The sequence below is a fragment of the Pseudomonas sp. SIMBA_067 genome (genome assembly GCF_046534675.1).
Taxonomy (GTDB): domain Bacteria; phylum Pseudomonadota; class Gammaproteobacteria; order Pseudomonadales; family Pseudomonadaceae; genus Aquipseudomonas; species Aquipseudomonas putida.
This window is the reverse complement of sequence record NZ_JAWRYH010000002.1, coordinates 627,027-646,623: the sequence shown is the minus strand read 5'-3', so window position 1 is coordinate 646,623 and position 19,597 is coordinate 627,027. Positions and strand designations below refer to the sequence as shown.

The following is a 19,597-nucleotide window of genomic DNA, read 5'->3' as shown; positions in this document are numbered from 1 at the left end:
CAATTAGCTCAAGACCGGCAGCGTATCCACAGTCAATGCATCAGGCAATCGAATCTCGACAGCGACGGGAAGGTGGTCGGAAATTGGCCGCGCCAACACCTCGACACGCTCAAGCGTGAGGCTTGGGCTGAGCAGGATATGGTCCAGGCAACGCTGGGGGCGCCAGCTGGGGAAAGTCGCCTCGACTTGCGGGGCGATCAGGCCCAGGTCGCGCAGCGGCGAGTGCTCCAGCAGGTCGGTGGCATGGGTGTTCATGTCGCCCATCAGCACCTGGTGACGGTAACCGCCAATCAGCTCGCGGATGTAGCCCAGTTGCAGGGCGCGGGTCTTGGCGCCAAGCGCCAGGTGCATCATCACCACGATCAGCGCATCTTCGCCTTCGCCAAAACGCACCAGGATCGCCCCACGGCCGGCCGGGCCAGGCAATGGGTGGTCTTCGAGCGCTTGCGGCTTCAGGCGGCTGAGCACGCCATTGCTGTGCTGGGCGAAACGCCCGAGGTTGCGGTTGAGTTGCTGGTACCAGTAGGGGAAGGCCCCCAGGTGAGCCAGGTGCTCGACCTGGTTTACATAGCCTGAGCGCAGGCTGCCCCCGTCGGCCTCCTGCAAGGCCACCAGGTCGAAGTCGCCCAGCAAATCACCGATTTTCTGCAGGTTGCCGGCACGCCCGTTGTGCGGCAGCAAGTGCTGCCAGCTGCGAGTCAGGTAATGCCGGTAGCGCTCGGTGCTGATGCCAACCTGAATGTTGAAGCTGAGCAGCCGCAGTCGACCATCCTCGGGCAGGCCAGAAGCCTGCAGGTGATGCTCGTTGACCTGCGGCTGGGGCAGGCCAATGCCACGCGTGGTTCTGAAGCGGGGCATGGGTTACGCCGCCTACTTGGCGGCGCGCTCCTTGGCGATCAGCTGATCGGCGACGTTCAGTACGCCTTCCGGCCCGCCAGCGGTACCCAGGTCGAAGCGGTACTTGCCGTTGACGACCAAGCTCGGTACGCCGGTGATTTCGTACTTCTTCGCCAGTTCCTTGGCCTTCTGAACCTGGCCTTTGATGGCGAAGGAGTTGAAGGTGGCGAGGAACTTGTCCTTGTCGACGCCTTGAGTGGCGAGGAAGTCGGCCATGTCGTCCGGCTTGGTCAGCTGCTTGCGCTGGTTCTGGATAGCATCGAAGACTGCGGCGTGCACCTTTTGCTCGACGCCCATGGCTTCGAGGGTCAGGAACATCTGGCCGTGTGCGTCCCATGGGCCACCGAACATGGCAGGAACACGTTTGAAGTTGACGTCAGCCGGCAGCTTTTCAGCCCACGGGTTGATGGTCGGCTCGAAGTGGTAACAGTGTGGGCAGCCGTACCAGAACAGCTCGACCACTTCGATCTTGCCAGGCACGGAAACTGGAACAGGGTTGCTCAGCTCGAGGTATTCCTTGCCAGCAACAGGCTCGGCGGCCTGGACGGCAGTCATACCAAATACGCTGGCAGCGACCAGCGCGGCGCTGAGAATCAGTTTACGCATGCTTTACTCCTGAGCAGTCATAGGTCGCCACGACCCTACCTGCACTGAGACAGGCCGGGAAGGGATCGAGTTCTGTAGTGTAACGGCTGCGGACTGAAAAAAGGGCGGCCCGGCCGCCCTTTCATCATTGGCCTACAACATTAACTGAAGGTTAATGCAGGCCCTGGATGTAGCTGGCCAACGCCTCGATGTCGTGGTTGCTCAGCTTGCCGGCAATGGTGCGCATGGTCATGGCATCACCATCGTTGGTGCGGTTGCCTTCGCGGAAGTCCGTGAGCTGCTTGGTCACGTACTGCGAGTGCTGGCCGCTCAGGTGCGGGAAGCCGGCCAAAGCAATACCTGCGCCGTTGGGGGAGTGGCAACCGGTGCAGGCAGGCATGCCTTTCTCCAGGTCGCCGCCATTGAACAGCGAACGGCCACGTTCGACCAGCTTGGGATCGGCGGCACCCACGCTGCCTTTCTGGCTGGAGAAGTAGGCGGCGATATCGGCCAGGTCCTGGTCGCTGAACGCGGTCAGCATGCCGGTCATCTCCAGCACGGTACGCTTGCCCGACTTGATATCGTGCAGTTGTTTTTCGAGGTAACGCTGGCCCTGGCCGGCCAGTTTCGGGAAGTTTGGTGCCAGGCTATTGCCGTCGGGGTTGTGGCAGGCGCCACACACGGCCGTCTTGGCCTGACCGGCGGCGGCATCGCCCTTGACAGTTTGCGCAGCAGTGGCCGCACCTGCGACACCCAGGGTCAACAGCAGACTCACGACTAGTTTGTTCATCAGCTAATCCAACACGGCTAAGGGTGAAATGTTATGTATCGGGACTGCCGCTCATCCAAAGGATGACCAAACGGTAGTCCTCGGCACTGCAGTCCATGCACAATCCACGCGGCGGCATAGCCTTGAAACCCTGGGTCACGTGCTTCACCAGTACATCCATGCCTTGCGCCAGCCTTGGCTCCCATGCTGCCCGGTCACCTTGTCTGGGTGCCTGTGGCAACTGCCCGGTGTGACAGGCCGCACACGTGCGGTTGTACAACACCTCGGGATCCTGTGTAGCCTGTGCGCTGAAAACCGGCAGGAACATACCGACAGCAAGCAGCCATTTCGCCATGCGGAACGACCTTCAGGGTTGGGGGCCGCGCTGCGTTCTGATGCGCGAGCTATTGTTCGACACCCCATGCCCGTTCCCCTTCGCTGGGAGAATGAGCACACAAAAACTGGGGCATTATATACTTCCGCCATCCAAACGGAAACGACACCGCTTGCCAGGCTCGGGCCTTCAGAGTCAGGCAACACCCACATCGGATATCCCATGCAAGTCAAGAACCCCATCCTCGGCCTCTGCCAGAAAGCCACATTCGCCCTCAGCGCTGCCAAGGTCGAACAATGTCCGGAAGACCAGGGTTACGAGGTGGCTTTTGCCGGCCGCTCCAACGCCGGCAAATCCAGCGCCCTCAACACCCTGACCCATGCCAGCCTGGCGCGTACCTCGAAAACCCCGGGGCGCACCCAGCTGTTGAATTTCTTCAGTCTGGACGATGAACGGCGTTTGGTCGACCTGCCGGGCTACGGTTATGCGAAAGTGCCGATCCCGCTCAAGCAGCACTGGCAGAAACATCTGGAAGCCTACCTGGGCAGCCGTGAGTGCCTGCGCGGCGTGATCCTGATGATGGACGTGCGCCACCCGATGACCGACTTCGACAAGATGATGCTCGACTGGGCCAAGGCCAGCCGCATGCCCATGCACATCCTGCTGACCAAGGCCGACAAGCTGACCCACGGCGCGGGCAAGAACACCTTGCTGAAAGTGCAGTCGGAAATCCGCAAGGGCTGGGGTGATGGCGTGACCATCCAGCTGTTCTCGGCACCCAAGCGCCTGGGCGTGGAAGACGCCTACCGCGTGCTGGCGGGCTGGATGGAACTGGAAGACAAGCCAGTGGCCTGAGGGCCTGGGCAGATCGCTGTAGGAGCAGCCTTGTGCTGCGAAGAGGCGATGACAGGCTGTAGAAATCTGTTGTCCATACCGGCCCTTTCGCAGCACGAGGCTGCCCCTACAATGGGGAGCAGCAGCGGCTGCCTGTCAAAGTGCGGGCAAAAAAAACCCCGGACTTCGTATGGGGAGGGGGAAGTTCGGGGTCCAAGTCCGGACCGCTAGGGCGGGGTCCAGATATCTGCCAACACTTAACACAACATAGGAGCATCGAAGGGCTTCACCAGCCATTCAGTTACTCTGAGTTCCGCTTCACCGGTTTAGTTCCGAAGCCCTGAAAACTATTTGCGATAGTTTCATGAAACTTCAGCACCAACGGTACTGAGCAGTGCCAGGATCCGCGTCACTACGTCGCAGATCCTACACAGCTTTCCCCGCTCAATCAGTGAGCTTCGTCCCAATTCGCACCGATTCCTGCTTCCACCAGCAGCGGCACATCCAGCTGCGCGGCCTGGCTCATGTGCTGGCGAATTTCATCTTTCACCTGCTGAACCAGGTCCTCACGCACCTCCAGCACCAGTTCGTCGTGAACCTGCAGGATCACCCGGGCATCCAGCCCGCTCTCGCTCAGCCAGTTATCCACATTGACCATGGCCCGCTTGATGATGTCGGCTGCGGTGCCCTGCATCGGCGCGTTGATCGCCGTACGCTCGGCGCCTTTGCGCAGGGCCGGGTTCTTGGCGTTGATGTCTGGCAGGTACAGGCGGCGGCCGAACAGGGTTTCGACAAAGCCTTGCTCGGCGGCCTGCGCACGGGTGCGCTCCATGTAGGCCAGCACGCCCGGATAGCGGGCGAAGTAACGGTCGATGTAGTCCTGCGACTGCTTGCGGTCGACGCCGATCTGCTTGGCCAGGCCAAAAGCGCTCATCCCGTAGATCAGGCCGAAGTTGATGGCTTTGGCCTTGCGGCGCTGGTCGGTGGTGACGTCTTCCAGGGCAACACCAAACACTTCCGCCGCCGTTGCCCGGTGCACGTCGAGGTCGTTACGGAAGGCGTGCAGCAGGCCTTCGTCCTTGGCCAGGTGGGCCATGATGCGCAGCTCGATCTGCGAGTAGTCCGCCGCCAGCAGTTTGTAGCCCGGGCTGGCAATGAACGCCTGGCGGATACGCCGGCCCTCGGCGGTACGGATCGGGATGTTCTGCAGGTTCGGGTCGCTCGACGACAACCGGCCGGTGGCTGCCACTGCCTGCTGATAGGAAGTGTGGATTCGCCCGGTGCGCGGGTTGATCTGGCCCGGCAGCTTGTCGGTGTAGGTGCTCTTGAGCTTGCTCAGGCTGCGGTACTGCATCAGTACCTCAGGCAGTGGGTAGCCGAGCAAGGCCAGTTCATCGAGTACGGCTTCGGCGGTGGATGGCTGGCCCTTGGCGGTCTTGCTCAGCACCGGCATGCCCAGCTTGTCGTAAAGGATCGAACCCAGCTGCTTGGGCGAGCCGAGGTTGAATTCTTCACCGGCCAGCTCGTAGGCCCGCAGTTCCAGCTCGGCCATCTTCACGCCCAGCTCACCGCTCTGTACGTGCAGCAGGGCGGCATCGACCAGCGCACCCTGGCGCTCGATCTTGGCCAGCACCGGCACCAGCGGCATTTCGATGTCCATCAGCACCGGCAGCACGCCCGGCGTCTGCGCCAGGCGCGCCTGCAGCGCCTGGTGCAAGCGCAGTGTGATGTCGGCGTCTTCGGCAGCGTAAGGGCCGGCCTTGTCCAGGTGGATCTGGTTGAAGGTCAGTTGCTTGGCGCCTTTGCCGGCGATGTCCTCGAAGGCAATGGTGGTGTGGTCGAGGTACTTTTGCGCCAGGCTGTCCATGTCGTGACGGGTAGCGGTGGAATTCAGCACGTACGACTCGAGCATGGTGTCGTAGGCCACGCCGCGCATTTCGATGGCGGGCGAACCGTTGGCGAGGATATTGATGTCGTACTTGGCGTTCTGCCCGACCTTGGCCTTGGCCGGGTCTTCCAGCAGTGGTTTCAGTGCCAGCAATACAGCCTCGCGGTCCAACTGGGCCGGCGCACCTTCATAGTCGTGCGCCAACGGCACATAAGCCGCCTCATGGGGCGCGACAGCGAAAGACAGGCCAACCAGCCGCGCCTTCTGGGCATCCAGGCCGGTTGTTTCGGTATCAAAGGCGAACAGCGGCGCCTGGCGCAGCTTTTCCAGCCATGCGTCGAAACGGGCCTGGTCCAGAATGGTTTCGTACTGCGGCTCGACCTTGGCCGTCGGCTCTGCGACCGGCGCAACCTCAGTACCAGCCCTTGCCGCGTCGCGCTGCACCTCGGCAACCCAGCTCTTGAACTCCATCTCGGTGTACAGCGCCAACAGCGCATCGCGGTCGGGCTCGCCACACACCAGTGCCTCGACCTCGACATCCAGCGGCACATCGACCTTGATGGTGGCCAGTTCGTAGGACAGGAACGCCGCATCGCGGTGCTCCTCCAGCTTGGCCGGCAGGGTCTTGGCGCCGCGAATGGCCAGCGCGGGCACCTTGTCCAGGTTGGCGTAAAGGTCGCTGAGGCCACCGCCGATACCGGTCAGCAGGCCCACCGCGGTTTTTTCGCCAACGCCGGGTACGCCTGGGATGTTGTCGACCTTGTCACCCATCAGGGCCAGGAAGTCGATGATATGTTCCGGGCCGACGCCAAATTTCTCGTGCACGCCAGCCACGTCCAGCACGCTACCGGTCATGGTGTTGACCAGGGTAATGTGCCCGTCCACCAGCTGGGCCATGTCCTTGTCGCCCGTCGAGATGATCACCGGGCGGCCCTGGGCGGCGCTGCTGCGCGCCAGGGTGCCGATCACGTCGTCGGCTTCGACACCCTCAACGCACAGCAGCGGGTAGCCAAGTGCCCTCACGCTGGCATGCAGCGGCTCGACCTGCACCCGCAGGTCGTCAGGCATGCTCGGGCGGTTGGCCTTGTACTCGGCAAACATGGCATCGCGGAAGGTGCCGCCCTTGGCGTCGAACACCACCGCGAAGAGGCTGTCGGGGTACTGTTTTCGCAGGCTCTTGAGCATGTTCAACACACCCTTCACCGCACCGGTCGGCATGCCCTTGGACGTGGTCAGCGGCGGCAGTGCGTGAAAGGCGCGGTACAGGTAGGAGGAACCGTCCACCAGGACGAGGGGGGCTTGGCTCATGAGCAGAATCAACCTTTTCGACGGGTCCGGCGCTAGAATAGCCAGAATCATTGACGACAAAGGGACTAGGTTATCATGCGTACACTCAATCGCCTGTTACTGCTCGGCCTGTTGGCAACCACGCCAGTCGTCACCCTGGCGGCGGACGACGCCCCCTCGGCCGATCCCGAGGTGACCATTCGCACGGAAGGCGACAAAACCATCCAGGAGTACCGGCAGAACGGCTTCCTGTATGCGATCAAGATCACGCCGAAAAACGGCAAGCCTTATTTTCTGGTACGCGCTGATGGCACTGATGCCAATTTCATTCGATCCGACCAGCCGGACATGCTGATTCCGTCCTGGAAGATCTTCGAGTGGTAATCTGACGCGCACCGTTCACATCAACCCGGCACTTCCCGGCGGAAGTGCCCGTATGGGCATTTTTTCATCATGTCAGTCTTCACCCCCGTGACCCGGCCTGAGCTGGAAACCTTTCTGGCGCCGTACGAGCTGGGCCGTCTGCTCGACTTCCAGGGCATTGCCGCCGGCACCGAGAACAGCAATTTCTTCGTCAGCCTCGAACAGGGGGAGTTCGTCCTGACGCTGATCGAGCGCGGGCCCAGCGAGGACATGCCGTTCTTCATCGAACTGCTCGACACCCTGCACGACGCCGACATGCCGGTGCCCTATGCCATTCGTGACCGCGACGGCAATGGCCTGCGCGAGTTGTGCGGCAAGCCGGCACTGCTGCAGCCACGGCTGTCGGGCAAGCACATCAAGGCGCCGAACAACCAGCACTGCGCCCAGGTCGGCGAGCTGCTGGCACACATTCACCTGGCCACCCGCGAGCACATCATCGAGCGCCGCACCGACCGTGGCCTGGACTGGATGCTGGCCTCGGGTGCCGAGTTGTTGCCGCGCCTGACTGCCGAACAGGCCGCACTGCTGCAGCCGGCGCTGGATGAAATCACCGCGCACAAGGCGCAGATTCTGGCGTTGCCACGGGCCAACCTGCATGCCGACCTGTTCCGCGACAACGTGATGTTCGAAGGCACCCACCTGACCGGTGTGATCGACTTCTACAACGCCTGCTCCGGGCCGATGCTGTATGACATCGCCATCACCGTGAACGACTGGTGCCTGGATGAGAAGGGCGCGGTGGATGTAACGCGTGCCCAGGCATTGCTGGCAGCCTATGCGGCGCTGCGGCCGTTCACTGCCGCCGAAGCCGAGCTGTGGCCGGAAATGTTGCGGGTAGGCTGCGTGCGCTTCTGGCTGTCGCGCCTGATCGCGGCCGAATCGTTTGCCGGGATGGATGTGATGATCCACGACCCGGGCGAGTTCGAAGTGCGCCTGGCACAGCGCCAGCAAGTGGCCTTGCACCTGCCGTTCGCCCTCTAGACCCCGTCTGCTTCTTCGCGGGCATGCCCGCGAAGGGGCCGGTGCAGGCTTACAGCTGTTCCAGGCACCCCGCCAGCTCACCACCCAGCTTCTCCAGCAAGCGCTCGTAACCCTTGCCATCCACCGGATCGGTGCCGCCCAGTGCATCCAGCTCGGCCAGGCGCACCGGCAGCCCGGCAGTCAGGGTCTCGGCCAGGCGCGGTCGCAGTGGCGGCTCGCTGAACACGCACGTCTTGCCCACTTCCTGCAGGCGCTTGCGCATGGCTGCCACATGTTGCGCACCAGGCTGCACCTCGGACGCCACGCTGAACACGCCGGTGTGCTTCAAGCCATATTCAGCCTCGAAGTAATCGAACGCTTCGTGAAACACGAAGTACGGCCTGTCGGCAATACCGTGCACCCGCGCCTTGATACGCCCGTCCAGTGCATCCAGCCGCTCATCGAAGGCCTTCAGGTTGCTCTGGTAGCGCGCTGCGTTAGCGGGGTCGACCTGTGCCAGATCAGCCGCCATTCTGGCCGCGATTACCCGCGCGTTGACCGACGATAACCACAAATGTGCATCCAGGCTGCCTGGACGGTGATCGTGGTCATGGTCGTCGTGGTCTTCTTCCTCATGGGAATGGCTGTCCTCGCCAAAATGGCGCAGCTTCATGCCCGTCAGCGACTGCACGGCCACCGTCGGCTTGCTACGGCTGCCCAGCACCCGCGGCAGGAAGCTCTCCATGTCCGGGCCGATCCAGTACAGCAGGTCGGCATCGCCTACGCGGCGCACATCGGACGGGCGCAAGGCATAGTGGTGCGGCGAAGCACCTGGCGGCAGCAACACGTCAGGGCTGCCAACGCCATCCTGCACGGCAGCGGCAATCTGCTGCAAGGGCTTGATACTGGTGAGCACACGCACATCGGCCTGGGCGGAAAATGCGATGAAAGCGACAAACAGAGCTAGGAATCGGGACACGGTGGATACTCGAGTCGTCAGAAACAGGTAACATAATAACGTCTCCATCCAGAACCGTCGCTGCCCATGTCCATCACGCCGCTGGCCAACCGTCCTCACGATCATTCCCATTGCGTACATAGCGCACTGGCTGAAGCTGACGCCTTGTGCACCCGCCAGGGCCTGCGCCTGACCGCGCTGCGCCGCCGTGTGCTGGAGCTGGTGTGGCAAAGCCACAAGCCGCTGGGCGCCTACGACATCCTCGCCGTGCTCAGCGAGCAGGACGGCCGCCGCGCCGCGCCGCCCACGGTGTACCGCGCGCTGGACTTCCTGCTGGAAAACGGCCTGGTGCACCGCATCGCCTCGCTCAACGCCTTCATCGGCTGCAGCCACCCCGAACACGTGCACCAAGGCCAGTTCCTGATTTGCCGGGCCTGCCATGTGGCCATCGAGCTGGAGCAGAGCAGCATCAGCGAGGCCATCATCAGCAGCGCCAAAGGCGTCGGCTTCACGGTGGAGACCCAAACCGTCGAAGTGGTCGGCCTGTGCGGCAGCTGCCGGAGCGCGGCATGAGCGACGCCCTGATCCGCCTTGAGCAGGTCGGCGTCACCTTTGGCGGCGAGGCGGTGCTCGACAGCATCGACCTGTCGGTCGCTCCAGGCCAGATCGTCACCCTGATCGGCCCCAACGGGGCGGGCAAGACAACCTTGGTGCGCGCCGTACTCGGGCTGCTCAAGCCACACCGCGGCAAGGTATGGCGCAAGCCGAAGCTGCGCATTGGCTACATGCCGCAAAAGATTCAGGTCGATGCCACGCTGCCGCTGTCGGTGCTGCGCTTCCTGCGCCTGGTGCCCGGCGTAGACCGCGCCGCAGCCTTGTCGGCGCTGCAGGAAGTGGGCGCCGAACAGGTCATCGACAGCCCGATCCAGACCATTTCCGGCGGCGAGATGCAACGCGTGCTGCTGGCCCGCGCCCTGCTGCGCGAACCCCAGTTGCTGGTGCTCGACGAGCCGGTGCAGGGTGTGGACGTGGTCGGCCAGACCGAGCTGTACAACCTCATCACCCGCCTGCGCGACCGCCATGGCTGCGGCGTGCTGATGGTGTCCCACGACCTGCACCTGGTGATGAGTGCCACCGACCAGGTGGTGTGCCTGAACCGTCACGTGTGCTGCTCAGGCCACCCCGAGCAAGTCAGCGGGGACCCGGCGTTCGTCGAACTGTTCGGCCAGACCGCACCTAGCCTGGCCATCTACCACCACCACCACGACCACAGCCACGACCTGCACGGCTCGGTGGTCGCACCTGGCACCCATGTTCACGGAGAGCACTGCAAGCATGGCTGATTTTCTTCTCTACGCCTTGCTTGCCGGCTTGTCCCTGGCGCTGGTCGCCGGCCCGCTGGGTTCCTTCGTGGTATGGCGGCGCATGGCCTATTTTGGCGACACCCTGTCCCATGCCGCTTTGCTCGGTGTGGCCATGGGCTTTGCCCTGGACGTCAGCCCGGCACTGGCAGTGACCATCGGCTGCCTGCTGCTGGCGATTTTGCTGGTGACCTTGCAGCAACGCCAACCGCTGGCGTCCGATACCCTGCTCGGCATCCTCGCCCCCAGCACCCTGTCGCTTGGCCTGGTGGTACTGAGCTTCATGCACGATGTGCGCATCGACCTGATGGCCTACCTGTTCGGTGACCTGCTGGCCATCAGCACCACCGACCTGGCCTGGATACTCGGCGGCAGTGCGCTGGTGCTGGTGCTGCTTGCCGCGCTGTGGCGGCCGCTGCTGGCAGTCACCGTGCACGAAGAACTGGCCACGGTCGAAGGCCTGCCCGTTGCCGGCCTGCGCCTGGCACTGATGCTGCTGATTGCGGTGGTGATTGCGGTGGCCATGAAGATCGTCGGTGTGCTGCTGATCACCTCGCTGCTGATCATCCCCGCGGCTGCGGCGCAGCGTCACGCCCGCTCCCCCGAGCAGATGGCCGTGGGCGCCAGCCTGCTGGGCGTGACCGCGGTCTGCTGTGGCCTGGCCATGTCGTGGTTCAAGGATACCCCCGCCGGCCCGTCGATCGTGGTCTGCGCGGCGGTGCTATTCTTGCTGAGCCTGGCCCTGCCAAAACGCTGAACAGCAGGGCGTGTGAAGGCACGCCTTGCAACCTTTTGCCGGGTAAAGGGTCTGTAAGACCTGTTTTCGAGCGTGCGCACCTGGGTGTAGACTTGCTCGCTTTTTGCGCAAATAGAGAGTCGCAGGAATGAAGCCGTTCGCCTCCCGTTATCTGCTTGTTGCCGCGTTTTCCCTGCTCCTGGCTGCCTGTTCCAGCGCGCCGGTCGAACAGGCCCCCGCACCTGCCCAAGCCGATGCCTGGCAGCAGTTGCAACAAAACATCGCCAGCAACGAGCTGGCCACCGCCGAAGACCAGCTGGCAGCCCTGCAAGCGCAGTCGCCTGACGACGCGCGCCTGGAGCAATACCAGCGTCAGTTGGCCGAAGCCTACCTGCAACGCAGCCAGATCGTCCTGCAAAAGGGTGATGTGAATGCGGCCGCTACCGCCCTGGCCCGTGCCCGGGCACTGATGCCGCAAGCCCCGGCAGTGACCGGTGGCGATCCCCTGTCCCAGGCACGCAAGGCCGAGCTGGAGAAGGCAGAGGCTGCCTTGAAAGCCGCCGAGGCCAAGCCCACGGCACGCATCATCGACCCGACTGCGCCAAGCACGGTGGTGGCCTTGAAGACCACTGACAGCCGCGCCATGCGCCGCCAGCTCGATGACATTGCCGCCGATGTGGTGAGCTATGACTGCGAAGTGGTGTTCCAGGTGCCGCGCACCGACGATGCGCCGTGGCTGAAGACCTTGCTGGAGAAGCGCGTGCGCAAGATCGACAGTGGGTTCCAGCTGAAGCAGAAGCATGAGATTCAACGCTCGCTGCCGGCGCAGGTGGTTCTGGTACCGCATCAGCGCTGAAAACACGGGCGGCGCTGCGCGCCCCTTTCGCGACACAAGGCCGCTCCTACCAGGGCATGCAATCTCCGGTAGGAGCGGCCTTGTGCCGCGATGGGATGCGAAGCAGCTCCTTAGGCCGGTACAGCCTCCGCAGCAGCTTCACGCTCCCACACCCGGTGCCCCTCGACCGCTTTGACGAAAGCGTCCAGCGTCTTCTGGTCATCGCCCAGCAACAGCCCCTTGTCCTCCTTCAGGCCCAGCGCGTCCACCAGCACCTTGCCCTCCTTGGCAAAGCCGATCGCCTTCAGGTGCTTGTAGGCTTCGAGCAGGAAGTGCTTGGCCAGGCCACTCGCCCCCAGCGCATCCAGCGCGGCCTTCCCGGCCGGTACCAACACCCCGTCGAACATGATCGAAGGCATGCCCTCCATCGAGGCATCCACGGGCAGTGCCTTGCCGTCGGCAGCCTTGACCGGTGCCGAGGTGGGCCCAAGCAGCATGATGCGCGCGCTGTGCGCCTCAAGCGCCTTGACCAGCCGGTCGACACTGCCGGCATCCACGCCATCGGCCAGCAGCACAGCTATCTTGCGCCCCTTGATGCCCACAACCCCTGGGTGGTTCATCTGGCTCAATGCCGGGGACTCGGCAAGCTTGCTGCCTTTCACCTGAACGGTGCCCGCCTTGGGTGCCGGCAACCCCAGGTTGGCGGCTACCGCAGCAGCCAGCTTGAGATCGATGTTGGCCAGGATTTCGTTCACCTCACGGGCACGAATGGCCTCGCGCTCGACCTTGCCCAGCTCGAAGCTGTAGGCCTTGATGATGTGTTGTTGCTCTGTCGGGCTCATGCTCTGGAAGAACAACCGCGCTTGCGAGAAATGGTCGCCGAACGACTCGCTGCGCTGGCGAATCTTGTGCGCATCGATGCGCTCCTGGAAGCTCTCGAAGCCGCCATCCAGTGCTGCGGGTGGCGTTTCCTTCGGCCAGCCGCCGTCGATGGAGTTCGGCTCATACGAGGCACGGCCCCTGTGCACGGTGTGCTGGTGCAACGCGTCGCGCTGGTTGTTGTGGTTGGGCGCCACAGGGCGGTTGATCGGGATCTGGTGGAAGTTCGGCCCGCCCAGCCGGCTCAGTTGCGTGTCGGTATAGGAGAACAGCCGGCCCTGCAGGAGGGGGTCATTGGTGAAGTCGATACCCGGCACGATATGGCCAGGGCAGAAGGCAACCTGCTCGACCTCGGCGAAGAAGTTGTCCGGGTTGCGGTTCAGCACCATCTTGCCCAGCGGGGTGACGGGTACCAGTTCTTCGGGAATGATCTTGGTCGGGTCCAGCAGGTCGAAGTCGAATTTGTGTTCGTCAGCCTCCGGCACAATCTGCACGCCCAGTTCCCATTCCGGGTAGTCGCCGGTTTCAATGGCTTCCCACAGGTCACGGCGCTGGAAGTCGGTGTCCTTGCCCGCCAGTTTCTGGGCTTCGTCCCACAGCAGCGAATGCACGCCCTGGCTCGGCTTCCAGTGAAACTTGACGAAGCTGGCCACACCCTCGGCATTGATCAGGCGGAAGGTGTGCACGCCAAAGCCTTCCATCATTCGCAGGCTGCGGGGGATGGCGCGATCAGACATGGCCCACATGACCATGTGGGCCGACTCCGGCACCAGCGAGACAAAATCCCAGAAGGTGTCATGCGCCGAGCCGCCGGTAGGTATCTCATTGTGTGGCTCTGGCTTTACCGCGTGGACAAAATCGGGAAACTTGATGGCATCCTGGATGAAAAACACCGGCATGTTGTTGCCGACCAGGTCGAAATTGCCTTCGTCGGTGTAAAACTTGACGGCAAAGCCCCGCACATCGCGCACCGTGTCGCCAGAACCGCGTGGGCCCTGCACCGTGGAAAAGCGCACGAAAACCGGGGTGATCTTTTCCGGGTCCTGCAGGAAGCCCGCCTTGGTCAGCTCCGCGTGGTTGCCATAGCTCTGGAAGACCCCATGGGCCCCGGTACCGCGGGCGTGCACGATGCGCTCGGGGATCCGCTCATGGTCAAAGTGGGTGATCTTCTCGCGCATGATGAAGTCTTCAAGCAGCGAAGGCCCGCGATCACCTGCCTTCAAGGTGTTCTGGTTGTCAGCGATGCGTACGCCCTGATTGGTGCGCAGCGCATGCCCGGTCGCATCGCTGCGGTCGGCCTCCAGGCTCTGCAGCTTGGCATTGGTATTGGCCCGGTCAGGGGTCTGGGTGCCGGCGGCTTCACTCTGCTTGGGCGCGTCCGTTTTCTTGCTGGGCATGATCGGCTCTCCTCATCAGTCTTAAGGCTTGCCCGTTCAGGGCTTGTCCAAGTAGTGACTGGAGGGCGTTGCCGAGCGTTCAATCAGGATTACCGGTTGTCGCGATATGCCCGAAGGATTGGTGCATTACGAAATAAATGCTAAGAACAGCTATGGGAAAAGGCTAAAATGCGCGACCCCAGCTAACCGCTGACCCAAATTTCAATGCGCCCCACAAGGTTCGCTACGTGATCGAGTTCCAACAGGTACATAAGACCTACCGCGTTGCCGGTAGGGAAATCCCCGCACTGAATCCGACCAGCCTGACCATCGAAGATGGCCAGGTGTTCGGCCTGATCGGCCATTCCGGCGCCGGCAAAAGCACCATGCTGCGCCTGATCAACCGCCTTGAAGAACCCTCCGGCGGCAAGATCATCGTCGACGGCGAAGACGTCACCGCGTTCAACGCCAGCCAGCTGCGCGGCTTCCGTCAGCAGGTCGGGATGATTTTCCAGCACTTCAACCTGCTGGCCTCCAAGACCGTCGCCGACAACGTCGCCCTGCCACTGACCCTGGCCGGCGAGCTGTCGCGCAGCGAAATCGACAAGCGCGTCACCGAGCTACTGGCCCGTGTCGGCCTGCAAGACCACGCCAAAAAGTACCCGGCGCAGTTGTCCGGCGGCCAGAAGCAGCGCGTCGGCATCGCCCGCGCCCTGTCCACCAACCCGAAGATCCTGCTGTGCGACGAGGCCACCAGTGCCCTCGACCCGCAAACCACGGCCTCGGTCCTGCAACTGCTGGCCGAAATCAACCGTGAGCTGAAGCTGACCATCGTGCTGATCACCCACGAGATGGACGTGATCCGCCGTGTCTGCGACTGCGTGGCGGTGATGGACGCCGGCCAGATCGTCGAGCAAGGCTCGGTGGCCGAGGTGTTCCTGCACCCGCAGCACCCCACCACCAAGCGCTTTGTCCAGGAAGACGAGCAGGTCGACGAAGGCGAGCAGCGCGACGACTTTGCCCACGTACCTGGCCGCATCGTGCGCCTGACCTTCCAGGGCGACGCCACGTACGCGCCGCTGCTGGGCACCGTGGCCCGCGAAACCGGTGTGGACTACAGCATCCTCGCCGGGCGTATCGACCGCATCAAGGATGTCCCCTATGGCCAGCTCACCCTCGCCCTGATCGGCGGTGACATGGAAGCGGCCTTCGGCCGCTTCAAGGCAGCTGACGTACATATGGAGGTACTGCGTTGATGGACGCCCTGAATTTCTTTGCCAACGTCGACTGGGCCGAAATCTGGCTGGCCACCATCGACACCATGATCATGCTGTTCGGCTCGCTGTTCTTCACCGTGCTGCTGGGCCTCCCACTGGGTGTGCTGCTGTTCCTCTGCGGGCCAAAGCAGATGTTCGAGCAGAAGGGCGTGTACGCGTTGCTGTCGCTGGTGGTCAACATCCTGCGCTCGCTGCCGTTCATCATCCTGCTGATCGTGATGATCCCGTTCACCGTACTGATCACCGGCACCTCGCTGGGCGTTGCCGGCGCCATCCCGCCGCTGGTGGTGGGTGCCACGCCGTTCTTCGCCCGCCTGGTGGAAACCGCCCTGCGTGAAGTGGACCGCGGCATCATCGAGGCTACCCAGTCGATGGGCGCCACCACCCGCCAGATCATCACCAGTGCGCTGCTGCCAGAGGCCCGTCCGGGTATCTTCGCGGCCATTACCGTCACCGCCATCACCCTGGTTTCGTACACCGCCATGGCCGGTGTGGTGGGCGCCGGTGGTCTGGGCGACCTGGCTATCCGCTTCGGTTACCAGCGTTTCCAGACCGATGTGATGGTAGTGACCGTGGTACTGCTGCTGGTACTGGTTCAAGTACTGCAGAGCGTGGGCGACAAACTGGTCGTGCATTTTTCCCGTAAGTAACCCCAATGGGGTCGGCCTGGCCGACCCGTTCGGGGGCCGTCGCGGCCCTCACAAGGAGTGATCAATGAAGAAGCTGCTTGCTGTCGCTGCCGCTGTTGCGGCCTTCTCGGCCCACGCCGATACCCTGACCGTTGCCGCCACCCCGGTGCCGCACGCCGAAATCCTCAACTTCGTCAAACCGCAGTTGGCCAAAGAAGGCGTGGAGCTGAAGGTCAAGGAATTCACCGACTACATCCAGCCGAACGTACAGGTTGCCGAAAAGCGCCTGGACGCCAACTTCTTCCAGCACCAGCCGTACCTGGATGAGTTCAACAAGGCCAAGGGCACCAACCTGGTCAGCGTGGCCGGCGTGCACATCGAGCCGCTGGGCGTGTATTCGACCAAGATCAAGAAGCTGGACGAGCTGTCCTCCGGCGCCACCGTGGTCATCCCCAACGACGCCACCAACGGCGGCCGCGCCCTGCTGCTGCTGGACAAGGCAGGCGTGATCAAGCTCAAGGACAACAAGAACATCCTGTCCACCGTGAAGGATGTTGCCGAGAACCCGAAAAACGTGAAGTTCCGTGAGCTGGAAGCCGCCACTATCCCGCGCGTGCTGACCCAGGTCGATGCTGCCCTGATCAACACCAACTACGCGCTGGAAGCCAAGCTGAACCCGGAAAAAGACGCGCTGGCCATCGAAGGCAGCGACTCGCCTTACGTGAACATCCTGGTTGCCCGCCCGGACAACAAGGACTCGGACGACATGAAGAAACTGGCGGCTGCACTGCACTCGCCAGAGGTGAAGCAGTTCATCATCGAAAAGTACAAAGGCGCTGTGGTTCCGGCATTTTAAGCTGAAACCCCTGGGGCCGCTTTGCGGCCCTTTCGCGGCACAAGGCCGCTCCTACAGGGGATCGCGTACCCCTGTAGGAGCGGCCTTGTGCCGCGAAAGGCCTGCAAAGCAGGCCCGAAATCTCAATCCCGCTTCACAAGCCCGGGCAACTGCGCCACCAGCTTCTGGTTGTTGAACGGCGCACGAATGAACCCGCGCTGACGCCCATCCGGCCCGACTACCGCCAGGTTACCGCTGTGATCCACGGTATACCCCGGTTTGCTGGTATCCGCCGGAATGAACGGAATGCTCAAGGCATTGGCCAGCTTCTGGGTATCTTCGATCGACCCCGCCACCCCGACAAAGTCCTTGTCGAAATAGCCCAGGTACTGCTTCAGCTGGTTCGGCGTATCGCGGTTCGGGTCCACACTCACCAGCACCACCTGCAGCCGGTCGACGGCTTCCTTGGGCAGCTCGCTCTTCACCTGGCGCAACTGGGCCAGGGTGGTCGGGCAGATGTCCGGGCAGTAGGTGTAGCCGAAGAACAACAGCGACCATTTGCCTTTCAGGTCATCCAGCTGTACCGGCTGCCCGTCCTGGTTGGTCATGGTCACGTCGGCCACGGTGCGGCTCTGCGGCAGCAGGATAATGCCGGCGTCGATCAGCTCGGCGGGGTTGGGCTGGTCGCGGCCATTGAGCACCTTGTTGACGGTAAGGCCCAGGATCAACGCGACCAGGGCGACGAGGATGAAGACGGTTTTCTGGGTTCGGGTCATAGGTTCAGCAACAGGTAGTGGTCGAGGAGCAACGCGATGAACAGCGCGAACAGGTAGCCGATAGAGTACTTGAAGGTGCCGATCGCCGCGTGCGGCCGGCTGCCACGGTACAACACCCAGGCCCATTGCAGGAAGCGCAGCCCCAAGGCCAGGGCACAAGCCAGGTACAGCGGGCCGCTCATGTGGATGGCATAGGGCAGCAGGCTCACCGCCAGCAGAATCAGGGTGTACAGCAAAATATGCAGCTTGGTGTAGCGCTCGCCATGGGTCACCGGCAGCATCGGGATATCGGCCTTGGCGTACTCTTCCTTGCGGTGGATGGCCAGCGCCCAGAAGTGCGGCGGGGTCCAGGCGAAAATGATCAGCACCAGCAGCAAGGGTTCGGCGCTGACATGGCCGCTTACCGCCACCCAGCCGAGCAACGGCGGGGCGGCGCCGGCCAGGCCGCCGATGACGATGTTCTGTGGCGTGGCACGCTTGAGAAAGCCGGTGTAGAGCACCGCATAACCCAGCAGCGAAGCCAGGGTCAGCCAGGCGGTGAGGGCGTTGGTGAACGCCAGCAGCAGGGCCATGCCCAGCAGCGCCAACGCCAGTGCAAACAGCAAGGCCGGTAGCGGCTCGACCCGGCCTTGGGCCAGCGGCCGCTTGTGAGTGCGGGCCATCAGCGCATCGATGCGCCGGTCCACCACATGGTTCACCACCGCCGCAGCGCCAGCGCACAGGCCGATGCCCAGGTTGCCGAACAGCAGCACGCTCCAGCCGACCCCCGCTCGTGTGGCCAGGAACATGCCGGCCAGCGACGTGATCAGCATCAGTACCACCACCTTGGGCTTGGTCAGCTCCAGGTAATCGCGCCAGCTGGCCCGTCGTGCGCTCAGAAGCGTCGCCACGAGTCGTTCCTCATGTGATGGGAAATGCCCACGCCGGCCACCGGACGCAGGCGCCAACCTTGGCCGACACCCACGCGAACCTTGTCGACCACTCGAATGCGGTAGTTCACCAGCACCATGCTCAACAGCAACAGCGCCCCGCCGGCATTGTGCGCAACCGCTACCGCCAGCGGCAGGTGGAATACCACGTTGCTGATGCCCAGGCCCACTTGCAGGGCCAGCGCCAGCAGCACCAGCCGCGCCAGGCCGGGGAGGCCACAGCGGTACAGCTTCCAACTGAGCATCAGCAGCACGCAGGTGACCAGTAGCGCGCCCAGGCGGTGGCTGATGTGGATGGCCGTGCGGGCATCACTGTCCAGTTGCCCGCCCAGGTAATTGGGGCCGACGTGCTGGGTCAGGTGGAAGCCATTGCTGAAGTCCGCCGCTGGCCACCACTGGCCGTGACAGGTGGGCAGGTCGATGCAGGCGACCGCTGCATAGTTGGCACTGACCCAGCCGCCCAGGGCGATCTGGCCGACCACCACCAACAGCGCCAGCGCAGCGATCCGCCGCAGGCTCAGTGGCAGTTTCGGCAAGGGCGCAAAGGCCCGGGATAGACGCAGTGACAACAGGAATAGCAAGCTCAGGGTGGTGAAGCCGCCCAGCAAATGCGCCGTGACCACCTGCGGCCACAGCTTCAGGGTGACCGTCCACATGCCGAAAGCCGCCTGGGCCAGCACCACACCCAGCAACAGCACCGGCAAGCGGTAAGGCTGGCCATCGCGGGCATGCCGACGCAGCGCCTGGAAGGCGAGCAGGGCAATCACCATGGCCAAGGTACCGGCGAAATAGCGATGGACCATTTCCGCCCAGCCCTTGGCTTCTTCCACCGGGTGATCGGGGAAGTGCAGCTCGGCATGGGCGAGCTGGGCCTCGCTCTTGGGCACGCTGATGAAGCCATAGCACCCTGGCCAGTCGGGGCAGCCGAGGCCGGCATGGGTCAGGCGGGTATAGGCACCGAGCAGGACGACCAGCAGTGCAAGCAGGGTGGCGAACACAGCAATGCGGAATCCAGGTCTGGCCATGTCA

The 19,597-nt window shown here is 63.1% G+C and carries 19 protein-coding genes and 1 pseudogene; 10 read left to right on the top strand and 10 right to left on the bottom strand.

The features are described from left to right. Positions 1-3: 3 nt before the first annotated feature. The 4 genes and pseudogenes from SB765_RS08280 to SB765_RS08265 form a co-directional block, all read right to left on the bottom strand. A pseudogene (locus tag SB765_RS08280) lies at positions 4-836 on the bottom strand (endonuclease/exonuclease/phosphatase family protein). A gap of 34 nt (positions 837-870) precedes the next feature. Beyond that, positions 871-1,503 carry a thiol:disulfide interchange protein DsbA gene (gene dsbA / locus SB765_RS08275; protein WP_063424554.1) on the bottom strand — a complete coding sequence of 211 codons (633 nt, stop codon included), beginning with the start codon at positions 1,501-1,503 and terminating at the stop codon, positions 871-873. A gap of 151 nt (positions 1,504-1,654) precedes the next feature. Beyond that, positions 1,655-2,272 (bottom strand): c-type cytochrome, encoded by a 618-nt coding sequence (locus tag SB765_RS08270; protein WP_016497420.1) that lies wholly within the window; start codon positions 2,270-2,272, stop codon positions 1,655-1,657. Positions 2,273-2,303: 31 nt separating this feature from the next. Beyond that, positions 2,304-2,606, bottom strand: coding sequence for a c-type cytochrome (locus tag SB765_RS08265; RefSeq protein ID WP_016484276.1), 303 nt, complete (start codon positions 2,604-2,606; stop codon positions 2,304-2,306). A gap of 201 nt (positions 2,607-2,807) precedes the next feature. On the opposite strand from SB765_RS08265, the gene yihA reads away from it, so the two are divergent. Then, on the top strand, positions 2,808-3,440 hold the full coding sequence (gene yihA / locus SB765_RS08260) for a ribosome biogenesis GTP-binding protein YihA/YsxC (RefSeq protein ID WP_016497419.1): 633 nt from the start codon (positions 2,808-2,810) through the stop codon (positions 3,438-3,440). A gap of 427 nt (positions 3,441-3,867) precedes the next feature. Here yihA and polA read toward each other — a convergent pair whose 3' ends face one another. Next, positions 3,868-6,615: a DNA polymerase I gene (gene polA, locus SB765_RS08255; protein WP_410911895.1), complete on the bottom strand. Its 2,748-nt coding sequence runs from the start codon at positions 6,613-6,615 to the stop codon at positions 3,868-3,870. Positions 6,616-6,690: 75 nt separating this feature from the next. Here polA and SB765_RS08250 point away from each other — a divergent pair, with 75 nt between their 5' ends. Both SB765_RS08250 and SB765_RS08245 read left to right on the top strand, forming a co-directional pair. Next, positions 6,691-6,978 (top strand): DUF2782 domain-containing protein, encoded by a 288-nt coding sequence (locus SB765_RS08250; protein ID WP_003252997.1) that lies wholly within the window; start codon positions 6,691-6,693, stop codon positions 6,976-6,978. A gap of 69 nt (positions 6,979-7,047) precedes the next feature. After that, complete coding sequence (locus SB765_RS08245) at positions 7,048-7,998, top strand: homoserine kinase (RefSeq protein WP_410931170.1); 951 nt, start codon at positions 7,048-7,050, stop codon at positions 7,996-7,998. 49 nt (positions 7,999-8,047) lie between these two features. On the opposite strand, the gene SB765_RS08240 is transcribed toward SB765_RS08245, so the two are convergent. Further along, positions 8,048-9,004: a zinc ABC transporter substrate-binding protein gene (locus SB765_RS08240; RefSeq protein ID WP_410911894.1), complete on the bottom strand. Its 957-nt coding sequence runs from the start codon at positions 9,002-9,004 to the stop codon at positions 8,048-8,050. 18 nt (positions 9,005-9,022) lie between these two features. Between SB765_RS08240 and zur the strand changes: the two genes are divergently transcribed. The 4 genes from zur (at position 9,023) to SB765_RS08220 (ending at position 11,888) form a co-directional block, all read left to right on the top strand. Next, positions 9,023-9,508, top strand: coding sequence for a zinc uptake transcriptional repressor Zur (gene zur / locus SB765_RS08235; protein WP_241800268.1), 486 nt, complete (start codon positions 9,023-9,025; stop codon positions 9,506-9,508). After that, positions 9,505-10,278 (top strand): zinc ABC transporter ATP-binding protein ZnuC, encoded by a 774-nt coding sequence (znuC, locus tag SB765_RS08230; protein ID WP_012269923.1) that lies wholly within the window; start codon positions 9,505-9,507, stop codon positions 10,276-10,278. Before zur ends, znuC begins: the two co-directional genes overlap by 4 nt. Next, entirely contained in the window at positions 10,271-11,053 is a 783-nt protein-coding gene (znuB, locus tag SB765_RS08225) for a zinc ABC transporter permease subunit ZnuB (RefSeq protein WP_016497414.1), read from the top strand. The genes znuC and znuB overlap by 8 nt, the downstream gene beginning before the upstream one ends. Positions 11,054-11,180: 127 nt before the next feature. Next, on the top strand, positions 11,181-11,888 hold the full coding sequence (locus tag SB765_RS08220; RefSeq protein WP_016497413.1) for a PA5502 family lipoprotein: 708 nt from the start codon (positions 11,181-11,183) through the stop codon (positions 11,886-11,888). A gap of 110 nt (positions 11,889-11,998) precedes the next feature. Here the strand turns inward: SB765_RS08220 and katE are convergent, their stop codons facing one another. Then, positions 11,999-14,143, bottom strand: coding sequence for a catalase HPII (katE, locus tag SB765_RS08215; protein WP_410931169.1), 2,145 nt, complete (start codon positions 14,141-14,143; stop codon positions 11,999-12,001). A 227-nt stretch (positions 14,144-14,370) separates the two neighbouring features. On the opposite strand from katE, the gene SB765_RS08210 reads away from it, so the two are divergent. From SB765_RS08210 to SB765_RS08200, 3 genes are all read left to right on the top strand, one after another. Then, positions 14,371-15,378: a methionine ABC transporter ATP-binding protein gene (locus SB765_RS08210; RefSeq protein WP_410931168.1), complete on the top strand. Its 1,008-nt coding sequence runs from the start codon at positions 14,371-14,373 to the stop codon at positions 15,376-15,378. Further along, the gene (locus tag SB765_RS08205) at positions 15,378-16,049 is read left to right on the top strand and encodes a methionine ABC transporter permease (RefSeq protein WP_012269918.1); all 672 of its coding nucleotides are present in this window, start codon (positions 15,378-15,380) and stop codon (positions 16,047-16,049) included. Before SB765_RS08210 ends, SB765_RS08205 begins: the two co-directional genes overlap by 1 nt. Positions 16,050-16,113: 64 nt before the next feature. Continuing rightward, positions 16,114-16,884 carry a MetQ/NlpA family ABC transporter substrate-binding protein gene (locus tag SB765_RS08200; RefSeq protein WP_410911887.1) on the top strand — a complete coding sequence of 257 codons (771 nt, stop codon included), beginning with the start codon at positions 16,114-16,116 and terminating at the stop codon, positions 16,882-16,884. Between the two features lie 122 nt (positions 16,885-17,006). On the opposite strand, the gene SB765_RS08195 is transcribed toward SB765_RS08200, so the two are convergent. Genes SB765_RS08195 through SB765_RS08185 form a run of 3 tightly spaced genes read right to left on the bottom strand, consistent with a single transcriptional unit; the run spans position 17,007 to position 19,593 of the window. Next, positions 17,007-17,639: an SCO family protein gene (locus SB765_RS08195; protein ID WP_049275720.1), complete on the bottom strand. Its 633-nt coding sequence runs from the start codon at positions 17,637-17,639 to the stop codon at positions 17,007-17,009. Then, entirely contained in the window at positions 17,636-18,529 is an 894-nt protein-coding gene (gene cyoE / locus SB765_RS08190) for a heme o synthase (RefSeq protein WP_234226116.1), read from the bottom strand. The genes SB765_RS08195 and cyoE overlap by 4 nt, the downstream gene beginning before the upstream one ends. Then, on the bottom strand, positions 18,514-19,593 hold the full coding sequence (locus SB765_RS08185; RefSeq protein ID WP_016497407.1) for a COX15/CtaA family protein: 1,080 nt from the start codon (positions 19,591-19,593) through the stop codon (positions 18,514-18,516). Before SB765_RS08185 ends, cyoE begins: the two co-directional genes overlap by 16 nt. Positions 19,594-19,597: the final 4 nt, after the last annotated feature.